Source organism: Streptomyces sp. NBC_00289, from assembly GCF_041435115.1.
Taxonomy (GTDB): domain Bacteria; phylum Actinomycetota; class Actinomycetes; order Streptomycetales; family Streptomycetaceae; genus Streptomyces.
The window spans coordinates 7912201-7924069 of sequence record NZ_CP108046.1; the positions used below are offsets into that span (position 1 = coordinate 7912201).

General features: G+C 72.0%; 10 protein-coding genes and 1 pseudogene. 6 read left to right on the forward strand and 5 right to left on the reverse strand.

Going from position 1 to position 11869, the window contains the following annotated elements; translation table 11 throughout:
- Positions 1-46: 46 nt before the first annotated feature.
- Complete coding sequence (locus tag OG985_RS35805; RefSeq protein WP_371672521.1) at positions 47-316, forward strand: hypothetical protein; 270 nt, start codon at positions 47-49, stop codon at positions 314-316.
- A 271-nt stretch (positions 317-587) separates the two neighbouring features.
- Here OG985_RS35805 and OG985_RS35810 read toward each other — a convergent pair whose 3' ends face one another.
- Together OG985_RS35810 and OG985_RS35815 are read right to left on the reverse strand one after the other, a co-directional pair.
- Positions 588-1370, reverse strand: coding sequence for an ABC transporter permease (locus OG985_RS35810; RefSeq protein ID WP_371672522.1), 783 nt, complete (start codon positions 1368-1370; stop codon positions 588-590).
- Positions 1367-2343, reverse strand: a pseudogene (locus tag OG985_RS35815) (ATP-binding cassette domain-containing protein). Before OG985_RS35815 ends, OG985_RS35810 begins: the two are co-directional and overlap by 4 nt.
- A gap of 63 nt (positions 2344-2406) precedes the next feature.
- On the opposite strand from OG985_RS35815, the gene OG985_RS35820 reads away from it, so the two are divergent.
- A complete protein-coding gene (locus OG985_RS35820) occupies positions 2407-3120 on the forward strand; it encodes a TetR/AcrR family transcriptional regulator (protein WP_371672523.1) in 714 nt (237 codons plus the stop codon).
- Between the two features lie 58 nt (positions 3121-3178).
- Here the strand turns inward: OG985_RS35820 and OG985_RS35825 are convergent, their stop codons facing one another.
- The 3 genes from OG985_RS35825 to hmgA are packed head-to-tail and all read right to left on the reverse strand — an operon-like array spanning position 3179 to position 6507.
- Positions 3179-4345 carry a type ISP restriction/modification enzyme gene (locus OG985_RS35825; protein ID WP_371672524.1) on the reverse strand — a complete coding sequence of 389 codons (1167 nt, stop codon included), beginning with the start codon at positions 4343-4345 and terminating at the stop codon, positions 3179-3181.
- Between the two features lie 24 nt (positions 4346-4369).
- Positions 4370-5119, reverse strand: a complete 750-nt coding sequence (locus tag OG985_RS35830) for a GntR family transcriptional regulator (RefSeq protein WP_371672525.1) — start codon at positions 5117-5119, stop codon at positions 4370-4372.
- A 26-nt stretch (positions 5120-5145) separates the two neighbouring features.
- Entirely contained in the window at positions 5146-6507 is a 1362-nt protein-coding gene (gene hmgA, locus OG985_RS35835) for a homogentisate 1,2-dioxygenase (RefSeq protein WP_371672526.1), read from the reverse strand.
- Between the two features lie 146 nt (positions 6508-6653).
- Between hmgA and OG985_RS35840 the strand changes: the two genes are divergently transcribed.
- The 4 genes from OG985_RS35840 (at position 6654) to OG985_RS35855 (ending at position 11839) form a co-directional block, all read left to right on the forward strand.
- On the forward strand, positions 6654-7259 hold the full coding sequence (locus OG985_RS35840) for a hypothetical protein (protein ID WP_371672527.1): 606 nt from the start codon (positions 6654-6656) through the stop codon (positions 7257-7259).
- A complete protein-coding gene (locus OG985_RS35845) occupies positions 7256-7873 on the forward strand; it encodes a TetR family transcriptional regulator (protein WP_371672528.1) in 618 nt (205 codons plus the stop codon). Before OG985_RS35840 ends, OG985_RS35845 begins: the two co-directional genes overlap by 4 nt.
- 129 nt (positions 7874-8002) lie before the next feature.
- Positions 8003-10237, forward strand: coding sequence for a molybdopterin oxidoreductase family protein (locus tag OG985_RS35850; RefSeq protein WP_371672529.1), 2235 nt, complete (start codon positions 8003-8005; stop codon positions 10235-10237).
- Between the two features lie 171 nt (positions 10238-10408).
- Entirely contained in the window at positions 10409-11839 is a 1431-nt protein-coding gene (locus tag OG985_RS35855) for a CitMHS family transporter (RefSeq protein WP_371672530.1), read from the forward strand.
- Positions 11840-11869: the final 30 nt, after the last annotated feature.

The window sequence follows — 11869 nt, forward strand, 5'->3', positions numbered from 1 at the left end:
GGTTAACCTGCCCGGGCCGGGTGGACTCGTACGGGTGGGGAGTGACATGGAACAGATAGCAGTGAGCAGCAGGGCGAGGGTCCCTGCGATCACCTGCGGAAGCAGCGCGACCAGTTCGCGTCTCGACCGCCATCTCTCGGTGCTCGGGGGTCCCGCCATTCCGCAGCGGGAGACGCTCGAGGCGACCTCGCTGATGCGGGAGCTGACCGCGCGCGACACCGGGCGCAACCGCAGCGCCAGGGGCGCTCGGGTGCGGCGGGTCTCGCTCTTCGCGCCGCTGCGCCGGCTGAGCCGTTCGCTGTTCGGCGGACGCTGAGTCGTACCGGTGTTCCTCGGGGGTGACCTCGAGGGCCCGTGCTCGGGTCGCATCGCCGTCCCGGCGCGGTGCCGCGATGTCGCCGTCCGCCATCCCCACGGCCGCAGCGGCGTCCCGGCCCGCCTCCCGAGCGCGGGGAGGTTCCTTCCCCCGCTCGCGCTCCGCCCGCTCCGTCGTCCCGGCACGGCCCACCCACCCGCGTAACGCCGTGTCTCAGGCCCGGCGCGGGACGACGTCCCCCGGCATGGACGCCGGTGCGGCCCGGCCCGTGTTACCGCTCGCCCAGCGCGTACCGCCGGACGGCGAGCGGCACGAACACCGCGAGCAGTACCGCGCACCAGGCCAGCGACCCGGCGACGGGATGCGCCACCGGCCAGGCGGCTGACTCCGGCACCGGAGCGTTCCCGAAGAGGTCCCGCAGGGCCGTCGTCACCGCGCTGATCGGGTTCCACTCGGCGGCCGTGCGCAGCCAGCCGGGCAGCCCCTCGGCGGGGATGTAGGCGTTGGACAGCAGCGGCAGCAGGAAGGTCGCGCCACCCAGCTGGCCCGCGGCGTCCTCGCTGCGGGTGAGCAGGCCCAGGAAGATCCCGATCCAGGTGGCCGCGAACCGGAACAGCAGCAGCAGTCCGAAGGCGCCCACCGCATCGAGCGCGCCGCCCTCCACCCGCCAGCCCACCGCGAGGCCGACCAGTAGGAACGACACCGTTCCGGCCGCCGTGACGACCAGATCCGCGGCCGCCTGTCCGAGCGGCACGGCCGCCCGGCTCATCGGCAGCGTGCGGAAGCGGTCCGTCACGCCCCGGTGCGTGTCCTGGGCCGCCTGGAACATCCCGGTCATGATCCCGCCGGCGGCGGTCGCCACCAGCAGGCCCGGCACCAGGAAGGACCGGTACTCCGCGCCGGGCATCGCCAGCGCGCTGCCGAAGACGTAGCCGAAGAACAGCAGCATGCTGACCGGCATGGACTGGGTCAGGATCAGCAGCCCGGGGTTGTTCCGCATCCGCCGCAACTGGCGGCCCAGCATCGCCGAGCCGTCGTAGGCCAGGGTGTTCATACCGCGGGCTCCTTGTTCTCCGTGTGCGGTCCGGTGGGGTCGGCGAGGTCCTCCGTGAGCTGGAGGAACACGTCGTCGAGGGTCGGGGGCCGCACGCTCGCGTCGAGCAACGGCACGCCCGCGGCGTCCAGTTCGCGCACCAGACGGGGCAGGGTGAGGGTCCGGTCGCGGGTGATCGCGCCGACGGCGTTGCGGGCGGGGTCGAACGACGGCTGTCCGCCGGTGAGCCGGTCGAGCACCCCCGCCGCCCGCACCATCACGTCCGCGTCCGCGACGACGGCCTCGACGTACGTCCCGACGACCGCCTTGAGTTCGGCCGGCGGGCCCGTGTGCGCGACCCGGCCCCGGTCCACCAGGGCGATGTCGTCGGCGAGTTGGTCGGCCTCCTCCAGGTACTGGGTGGTCAGCAGTACGGTCGTGCCGTCCGCGGTGAGCGCGCGCACGGCGTCCCATATGAGGGTGCGGCTGGCCGGGTCGAGCCCGGTGGTCGGCTCGTCCAGGAACAGCACCTCGGGACGGCGGACCAGGCTCGCCGCCAGGTCCAGCCGGCGACGCATCCCGCCCGAGTAGGTGGACACGGCCCGGTCGGCGGCCTCGGTGAGGCCGAAGCGGTCCAGCAGTTCGCCCGCCCGCTCGGCCGGTCCGCGCATCCGGTGCAGCCGGGCGAACAGCCGCAGGTTCTGGCGCCCGGTGAGGTCCCCGTCCACGGACGTCTGCTGCCCGGTGACCGCGATCCCGCGCCGTACGGCCGCGGCCGCCCGTACGAGGTCGTGGCCGGCGATCCGGGCGGAGCCCGCGTCCGGCCGCAGCAGCGTGGTGAGCAGCCTGACGGCCGTGGTCTTGCCCGCCCCGTTCGGGCCGAGGATCCCGCAGACCGTGCCCTGCGCCACGGCGAGATCCACCCTCGCAGGGCGCGCACAGCGCCGAAGCGCTTCTCCAGACCTTCACTAAGTACAGCGTACGTAGTAGTCATGTGCCGACCATAGCGCACTACGTACGCTGTACGTAACTAGGATGGTCGCGAGGTGATCGACCAATGGCAGGGCGCAAGGCCGTACCCGAAGTGATCTGGGCCCGTCCCGAGCGGGCCGGCCGTGGTCCGCGGCCGGCGTTCAGCCGCGCGGACATCGCGGCCGCCGCGGTGCGGATCGCGGACGCCCGGGGGTTCGACGCCGTCTCCATGCGGCACATCGCGGCCGAACTGGGCTGCGGCACGATGTCGCTCTACAACTACGTGCCGCGCAAGGAGGACCTGTACGAGCTGATGATCGACGCCATCGGCGCGGAACACGTCTTTCAGCAACCCTCGGGCGACTGGCGCGCCGACCTGCTGCGCAACGCGGAGGAGACCCGCGCCATCCTGCGCCGCCACAGCTGGGCGGCGCGTCTGATGTCGGGGGTGTACGGCTTCAGCCCCAACTCCCTGCGCTACCTGGAGCACTGCCTGGCCTGCCTGGAGCCGCTCGACGTCCCGTACGGCACGAAGATGGAGCTGGTGGCGCTGCTCAACGGCGTGGTGACGACGTACACCGCCAACGAGATCGCCACCGCCGAGCGCACCCGCTCCATGCCCTGGACCGAGGCGGAGGAGAACGCCGTCCGCATCGCCTACCTCGGCAGCCAGGTGGCCACCGGGGCCTATCCCCGACTGGCCGCGGCCTTCATGGAGGACAGCGGGCCGATCGATCTGGAGGCGGTGTTCAGGCGGGCCCTCGAACGCGTGCTGGACGCCTTCGATCCGGAGTGCTGAGGTTCCTGCGGGGCCGCGCTGCGGGGTCGTCGTCCCGGGCCGGCGTGCCGGGCGGGGCTCAGAGCAGGGCGAACTGGCCCTCAGGGCCCTCCTCGTGGTGGTCAAGGACCGATGCCGGGCGGCAGGCCGCGTCCGGGACCGGGAGGACGCCGGCCTTGGTCAGCTCGGTGGCGGTGACCGGGGACGTCACCGTCGACTCCGCCTGCTGCGGGCCGAGTTCCGCCAGCAGGGCCAGAACGGTGATCAGCTCCAGCAGCTCCGACGTCCACGACTGCGGCCAGGTCGACGGCCGGATCGCGGCCAGGGTGCCCGGCTCGGGCTCGCTCGTGCGGGCCGTGAACCACTGCTCCAGGACGCGGACCCCGCCGGCCTCGTAGTCCCAGGCTTCGGGTGGCACCGGGGAGACGCGGCCGTCGTCGAGGTGCAGGGTCTCCTCGTCGCGGTCGTAGCGCACGGTCAGGAGGCCGGCGGGCAGCGGGGCCCGGACGTACGGGCGGCGGCCGCCCGGGAGTTTGGGGCGGGCGCCGTCACGGCGCATCAGCCACACGATGCGGCGGCCCAGCTCCACGCCCCGTGCCCACAGACCGGCGTCCGCGGTGAGGGGCACCCGGAGGCCGGGGCGCGCCGTCGCCACGATCCAGGCGAGGACGTCCTCCGGGGCGGGGGAGTGGCCGAGGCGGGTGGCCAGGTGGTTCAGCAGGCCCGGTGCCAGGTTGGGTTCCGCACCGCCGGGGCGGCGGTACAGGGGGCGGACGCGGCCGGGGCGCAGGAGGGGGATCAGGGAGGTCGCGAGGACGGGAGGGCCGGCGGCGTCCCCGGCGGCGGGCGTCTCGACCAGGAAGATCTGCCGCTCGTCCGCCACCCGCCACAACTCGGGCCGTGCCGCGTCGATCAGGCGGTGGTCGGGGATCAGCCACTGTTCGTCGAAGGGGGCCCGCAGCACGCGGACCGGCTCCGTGCAGGGGCCCGAGGCGCGCACCAGCTTCCCGGTGCCGCTGGACTGCCCCGGCAGCTGCCCCACCGCGGAGTGCAGCGTGCGCGCGCGTGTCGGTTCGAACAGGGCCTGGCGGTCCGGGCCCTCGGCCTTCATCAGGGCGTCCCAGCGGGCTTTCAGGGATGCCACGTCGGGACCCGTCGGCCACCCCCGGCCGAGCCGCGGCGGTGCGACGGACCACGGCATGAGGTCCGCGAGCAGCGGAGCGTCGTCGTGCGTCACGCTGGGCATCGTATCGGCGGGCCGGAACGGCGGTCAGGTGGCGTCGAGGGTCACCGTGAAGGAGAAACGGTCGCCCCGGTAGTGGATGACGGCCACGTCCAGTGGGCGGCCGGCGGTGTCGTAGGTGATGCCCGTGTAGTGCAGGATCGGGCTGAGCAGCGGGACCTGGAGCAGCCGTGCCGTCTCGGGATCCGCGAGCCGGGCCTCCACCGTGTCCGTGATGCGGCTGATGTCCGCCCCGACGATGTCCCGCAGCACCTTGGTCATCGGCCAGCGCACCAGGTCCTCCGCGTCGATGCGCGCGGCCAGTTCGGGGCGGACGAAGTTGCGGGCGTGGTTGGTCGGCTCGCCGGTCTTCTCGTCGGCGCGCAGCCGGTGGTACGTCGCCACCTCGGCGAGGTCCGGGAAGTGCTCGGCGAGTTCGGCGGGGACCGGCGTGCTGCCCTGGTCCAGCAGCTCGGTCGTCATGCCGGACTGCTGGGCCACGATCGCGTCCACCGAGCCGAGGAGGCGGACCGGCGCCCCCCGCAGCACCCCGGGCTCGATGAACGTGCCGCGGCGGCGGTGGCGGCTGATCAGCCCCTCGTCCTCCAGCTCCTTCAGCGCCTGGCGCATCGTCAGCACGCTCACCCCGTAGTGCCCCGCGAGCTGTTCCTCCGTGGGCAGCCGCAGGGGGTCCCGGGGCGAGCGGCCGAGTATCGAGGCGCGCAGCGACTGCGACACCTGGTACCAGAGCGGCAGCTTGCGGTTCAGGACGATCGAGTCCGGGGCGAAGGAGGTCACGGGTCATCCGTACCGGTAGGAGATCTTCAGTGCAAGGGTCGGAAGTGGCGCTCCAGACCCCGCCACACGTCGTCGTACCCGGGCTGCAGGTGCTCCGCGTGCGCGGCGTGCGAGGTGAGGGTGACCGGCCAGCGGGTCTCGAACATGAACGCCAGCCCGTCGTCGACCTTCTGCGGCACCAGCTCGGCGGCGCTTGCCCGGTCGAAGGTCTCCCGGTCGGGTCCGTGCGCCGACATCATGTTGTGCAGCGAGCCGCCGCCGGCCACGAAGCCACCGGGTCCGGAGGTCTTCGCGTCGTAGGCGCCCTCGATCAGGCCCATGTACTCGCTCATCACGTTCCGGTGGAAGTACGGCGGCCGGAAGGTGTCCTCGCCGACCAGCCAGCGCGGTGCGAAGACGACGAAGTCGACGCCCGCGAGACCCGGGGTGTCGGACGGGGAGGTCAGCACCGTGAAGATCGACGGGTCGGGGTGGTCATGGCTGATCGTGCCGAGCACATTGAACCGCCGCAGGTCATAGACGTACGGCACATAGTTGCCGTGCCAGGCGACCACGTCCAGCGGTGAGTGGTCGTAGGTGGCCGTCCAGAGGTTGCCGCAGAACTTGTTGACCACCTCCACCGGACCCTCGACGTCCTCGTACGCGGCGACCGGGGCCCGGAAGTCACGCGGGGCCGCGAGCCCGTTGGCACCGATCGGGCCGAGGTCGGGGAGGCGGAAGGCGGCCCCATAGTTCTCGCACACATAGCCGCGAGCCGACTCGTCCAGCAGCTCCACACGGAAGCGGACCCCACGCGGGATCAGCGCGATGTGTGCCGGCTCCACATGCAGCCGGCCGAACTCCGTGTGCAACAGCAGCCCGCCGTGCTCCGGAACGATCAGCAGCTCCCCGTCGGCGTCGCCGAAGACCCGGTCCATCGAGGAGTTGGCGTGGTACAGGTGCACGGCCATGCCGGTGCGCTGGGTCGCGTCGCCGTTGCCGCCGAGGGTCCACAGTCCGGCCAGGAAGTCCGTCCCGGCCGGCGGCTCGGGCAGGGGATCCCAGCGCAGCCGGTTCGGGTCGGGCGCCTCACCGGTGAACGGAGCCGTGCGGATCGCGCCGTTGTCCGTGCGCGAGAACGCCGGATGCGCTGCCGACGGGCGGATCCGATACAGCCACGACCGCCGGTTGCAGGCTCTCGGCTCGGTGAACGCCGTACCGCTCAGCTGCTCCGCGTAGAGCCCGAGGGGTGCGCGCTGCGGCGAGTTCCGTCCCTCGGGCAGTGCGCCCGGGACGGCCTCGGAGCTGTGCTCGTTGCCGAAACCGGAGAGGTGGGCCAACTCCTCGGCGGCCTTACGCGCTCCCCCACGCTCGAACACGCTCGCGCGGGAGGTACCCCCATCGCTCATGATCGCTCCCTTGCGTATCGATTCCTATGCACCACCGTAGGATTGCGGTTTCCCGGGCGCAAGAGGTCGCCACCTCCTCACTGGGGACGACGAGAACCAGACCTCAGGGGGATCCGGCTGTCGGACCGGTGTTCTAACCTCCCCGCATGTCGTGGACGCGTGGACCTCTCACCGCGCTCACGGTCTGTGTCCTGCTGCTGACCGGATCCGTGGGCTGCGACTCCGGTGACGCCCCGGAGCGACCGGGCGGGAGCAGCGGAGCGCCGACCGCACCGGTGGGCCGGCTCCTCGACAAAACGGACCGGGAGGGGCGGCAGTACCGGGAAGTGGAGGACAAAGGCGCACCCGGGGTCGGCATCGAGGTGGAGCCCGACACCCACGCTGGCTGGGACGTCCGGCTGACCGTCGACGACTTCCGCTTCTCGCCCGCCGACGCCCGGGAGAAGGCGGTGCCCGGCCGTGGTTACGCCCTGCTCTTCGTGGACGGCCGGGCCGTCGCCTCCCTCCGCACTCCCGGACACCACCTCCCGGCCGGCTACCTCCCGCACGGCACGCACCATGTCACCGCGCGCCTGTACGCCGACGACGACACGGTGTGGGCCGTGGACGGCGAGCCGGTGGAGAGCACGGCGGACGTCACGGCGTCCGGAGCGGAACCCTCCGCGACCGCGGGCCACGCGTTGAGTGCACCGGGCACTCACCTCCGTACTGAGGGGCGAGGTTCACCGGACCGAGGCGGAGAGGCATCATGAAGCCCGTGCCCCACGCGACATCGCTCCGCCGTGCGCCCGTGCAGCGGCGCAGCGCCGAACGCCTGACCCGGATCCTCGACGCGTGCGCCGACCTCCTCGACGAGGTCGGCTACGACGACCTGAGCACCCGTGCCGTCGCGCTGCGCGCCGGCGTCCCCATCGGCTCGGTCTACCGCTTCTTCGGCAACAAGCGCGCGATGGCCGACGCGCTCGCCCAGCGCAACCTCGAGCGCTACACCGAGCGCGTCACCGAGCGGCTGAAGGAGACGGGCGGCGGGGGCTGGCGGGCTGCCGTGGACGCCGTGCTCGACGAGTACCTCGCCATGAAGCGCACCGCGCCCGGCTTCTCCCTCGTCGACTTCGGCAACCAGATACCGGTCGGCGCCCGCTACGCCGAACCCAACCACCGCGTCGCCGACCGCCTCACGGACCTGCTCTCCGGCTACCTCGACCGGGACCCGGACGACGACCTGCGGCGCACCTTCCTGATCGCCGTGGAGACCGCCGACACCCTGGTCCACCTCGCCTTCCGGGTGGCGCCGGACGGGGACCCGCGGATCATCGAGGAGACCCGGGAGCTGCTGCGGGCGTATCTGGCCCGGGTCCTGGACTGAGCCCGGCCGGCGGACCCGGTTTCCGAAACTTTCCGACCCCGCTCCCGGCAGGGCCTCCCCAGCGTTCATACCGGTCGGTATGCTCGGCGCCAGTCCGTGCGTCACCGCCGCCGCTCCCCGGGAGGACCCGTGTCCCGCACCGCCCTGCGAATCTGCCCCTTGTGCGAGGCCACCTGCGGGCTGACGCTCACCATCGAGGGGACCCGGGTGACAGGCGCCCGCGGTGACCGCGACGACGTCTTCAGCCGCGGGTTCATCTGCCCGAAGGGCGCCTCCTTCGGTGCCGTCGACGCCGACCCCGACCGGCTGCGCGCCCCGCTCGTGCGCAAGGACGGCGAGCTGCGCGAGGCCACCTGGGAGGAGGCGTTCGACGCGGTCGCGGCGGGCCTGCGCCCGGTCGTCGAGCGCTACGGACCGAACTCCGTCGGCGTGGTCCTCGGCAACCCCAACGTGCACACCATGGCCGGCGCCCTCTACCCGCCGGTGCTGCTCGCGGGCATCGGCACCCGCGCCGTCTTCACCGCCTCCACGGTCGACCAGATGCCCAAGCACGTCTCCAGCGGGCTGCTCTTCGGCGACGCCAACGCCATCCCCGTCCCGGACCTCGACCGCACCGACCATCTGCTGCTCATCGGCGCCAACCCCCTGGAGTCCAACGGGAGTCTGTGCACCGCCCCCGACTTCCCCGGCAAGCTCAAGGCGCTCAAGGCCCGCGGCGGCACCCTCACCGTCATCGACCCGCGCCGCACCCGCACCGCCAAGCTCGCCGACCGGCATATCGCGATCCGGCCCGGCACGGACGCCCTGCTGCTCGCGGCGATGGCCCAGGTCCTGTTCGCGGAGAACCTCGTCGATCTCGGCGCACTGGCCCCCCACGTCCAGGGACTCGACGAACTCCGGGAAGCCGTAGGGGACTTCACGCCCGAGGCCGTCGCGCCCGCCTGTGACGTGGACGCCGCCGAGACGCGCGCCCTCGCCCGCGAACTGGCCGCCGCGCCCACCGCCGCCGTGTACGGCCGCATCGGCAGCTGCACGGTCCCGCACGGCACCCTGGCCAGCTGGCTCGTGGACGTCCTCAACATCCTCACCGGCAACCTCGACCGCCCCGGCGGTGCCCTCTTCCCGCAGGCGGCCACCGACCGGACGCCCCGCCCCGCCGGGCCCGGTCGCGGGTTCACGCTCGGCCGCTGGCACTCGCGGGTGAGCGAACACCCGGAGGCCAAGGGCGAGTTGCCGCTGTCCGCGCTCGCCGAGGAGATCGACACCGCCACCGTGGTGGGCGAGCCGGTCCGTGCCCTCGTCGCCATCGCCGCGAACCCCGTGCTGTCCGCCCCCGACGGCGACCGGCTCGACAAGGCGCTCGGCTCACTCGACTTCATGGTCAGCGTCGACCCCTACCTGAACGAGACCTCGCGCCACGCCCACGTCGTCCTGCCGCCGCCCCCGCCCTCGCAGAGCGCGCACCACGACTTCGCCTTCAACACCCTCGCCGTCCGCAACCAGGTCCGCTACACCCGCCCCGCCGTCCCGCTGGAACCCGGCAGGATGTCGGAGACCGAGATCCAGGCCCGGCTGATCCTGGCCGCGACCGGCATGCACGGCGCCGACCCGGCGGCCGTCGACACCCTGGTGATCGACCAGACCCTCGGCAAGGCGGTCAACGAAACGCACTCTCCCGTACACGGCCGGGACCCGCGCGAGCTGGCCGGCCTGCTGACCGGTGAGAGCGGCCCCGAGCGCCGGCTCGACCTGATGCTGCGCCTCGGCCCCTACGGCGACGGCTTCGGCGCACGACCGGACGGGCTGAGCCTCACGAAGCTGCTGGCCCATCCGCACGGCATCGACCTGGGTCCGCTCGAGCCGCGCCTGCCGCAGCCGCTGAAGACCACCAGCGGCAAGGTGGAGCTGCTGCCAGGGCCGATCGCGGACGACCTGCCGCGGCTGCGCCGGGCCCTGCGCGAGCGCCCGGAAGGACTCGTCCTCGTCGGCCGCCGCCATCTGCGTTCCAACAACAGCTGGATGCACAACGTGCCCGCCCTGACCGGCGGCACCAACCGCTGCACCGTGCACATCCACCCGGAGGACGCCGAGCGGCTCGGCGTGCGCGACGGTGCCCCGGTGCGCGTGAAGGGCGCCGGGGGAGAGGTGACCGCCCCCGCCGAGGTGACCGACAGCGTGCGCCGGGGTGTGGTGAGCGTGCCGCACGGCTGGGGCCACGACCGCCCCGGCACCCGGATGAGCCACGCGGCCACCGACCCCGGCGTCAACGTCAACCAGCTCCTCGACGGCAGCCTGCTCGACCCGCTGTCGGGCAACGCGGTGCTCAACGGCGTACCGATCGTGGTCACCGCACTGGCCCCGTGACCGATTTGGACCCCACCAAGTCCACGCCCCTGACCAGTGCAAAGCCGTGACCTGCAGTTTTGCGCTTATTGCTCGCAGGTCAACGTCTTGTTAACGCCAAACGAACGGACCTAACGTCAACGCACCGCCGACTCTGGTGGGAGTTCAAGGGCGAACGTTAGGTATCCACTCATGCTGACCATCCTCGGCTTCGCCATGATCGCGACCTTCCTGGTCCTGATCATGCTGAAGAAGATGTCGCCGATCGCGGCGCTCGTGCTGATCCCGGCACTGTTCTGTGTCTTCGTCGGGAAGGGCGCCAAGCTCGGGGACTACGTCCTCGACGGCGTCACCAGCCTCGCCCCCACGGCGGCGATGCTCATGTTCGCGATCGTCTACTTCGGTGTGATGATCGACGTGGGTCTCTTCGACCCGATCGTTCGCGGGATCCTGAAGTTCTGCAAGGCGGACCCGCTGCGCATCGTGGTCGGCACGGCCCTGCTCGCCGCGATCGTCTCGCTCGACGGCGACGGCTCGACCACCTTCATGATCACGGTCTCGGCGATGTACCCGCTGTACAAGCGCCTGAAGATGAGCCTGGTCGTGATGACCGGTGTCGCCGCCATGGCCAACGGCGTGATGAACACGCTTCCTTGGGGCGGACCGACGGCCCGCGCCGCCACCGCCCTGAAGCTCGACGCCAGCGACATCTTCGTCCCCATGATCCCGGCCCTGGCCGTCGGCCTGCTGGGAGTCCTCGTCCTCTCGTACGTCCTCGGCCGCCGCGAGCGCTCGCGGCTCGGCGTGCTCACGCTGGACGAGGTGCTGGTCGAGGAGAAGGAGAGGGAGACCGAGACGGTGCTCGTGGGCGCCGGCGGCTCCGGCTCCGGCGAGACTCCCGTGCGCACCGGCGGCGCGGGCTCCGGAACCGACGCGGACGCGCCGCAGGACTCAGGGAAGGACGAGACCGAGGACGACGGCTTCCAGGGCTTGGACCCCCACCGCGCCACCCTGCGCCCCAAGCTGTACTGGTTCAACGCGCTGCTCACGGTCGTCCTGCTCACCGCCATGATCATGGAGTGGCTGCCGATCCCGGTCCTGTTCCTGCTCGGCGCCGCGCTCGCCCTCACCGTCAACTTCCCGCACATGCCCGACCAGAAGGCCCGCATCGGCGCGCACGCCGAGAACGTGCTCAACGTCGCCGGCATGGTCTTCGCCGCCGCCGTCTTCACCGGGGTCCTGACCGGCACCGGCATGGTCGACCACATGGCCACGTGGCTGGTCGGCAACATCCCGGACGGCATGGGCCCGCACATGGCCTTCGTCACCGGCGTCCTGAGCATCCCGCTCACGTACTTCATGTCGAACGACGGCTTCTACTTCGGCGTCCTGCCCGTGCTCGCCGAGGCCGGCCAGGCCCACGGCGTCTCCTCCCTGGAGATCGCCCGCGCCTCCCTCGTCGGCCAGCCCCTGCACATGTCCAGCCCGCTCGTCCCTGCCGTCTACGTCCTGGTCGGCATGGCCAAGGTCGAGTTCGGCGACCACACCAGGTTCGTGGTGAAGTGGGCCGCGCTGACCTCTCTGGTGATCCTCGGCGCCGGAATCCTGTTCGGCATCATCTGATACAGCATCACCTGACGTACGAGACAGAGG

Coding starts and splice junctions, on each gene's coding strand:
- OG985_RS35805 (WP_371672521.1), top strand. CDS start 47: ATGGAACAGATAGCAGTGAGCAGCAGGGCGAGGGTCCCTGCGATCACC.
- OG985_RS35810 (WP_371672522.1), bottom strand. CDS start 1,370: ATGAACACCCTGGCCTACGACGGCTCGGCGATGCTGGGCCGCCAGTTG.
- OG985_RS35820 (WP_371672523.1), top strand. CDS start 2,407: ATGGCAGGGCGCAAGGCCGTACCCGAAGTGATCTGGGCCCGTCCCGAG.
- OG985_RS35825 (WP_371672524.1), bottom strand. CDS start 4,345: ATGCCCAGCGTGACGCACGACGACGCTCCGCTGCTCGCGGACCTCATG.
- hmgA (WP_371672526.1), bottom strand. CDS start 6,507: ATGAGCGATGGGGGTACCTCCCGCGCGAGCGTGTTCGAGCGTGGGGGA.
- OG985_RS35840 (WP_371672527.1), top strand. CDS start 6,654: ATGTCGTGGACGCGTGGACCTCTCACCGCGCTCACGGTCTGTGTCCTG.
- OG985_RS35845 (WP_371672528.1), top strand. CDS start 7,256: ATGAAGCCCGTGCCCCACGCGACATCGCTCCGCCGTGCGCCCGTGCAG.
- OG985_RS35855 (WP_371672530.1), top strand. CDS start 10,409: ATGCTGACCATCCTCGGCTTCGCCATGATCGCGACCTTCCTGGTCCTG.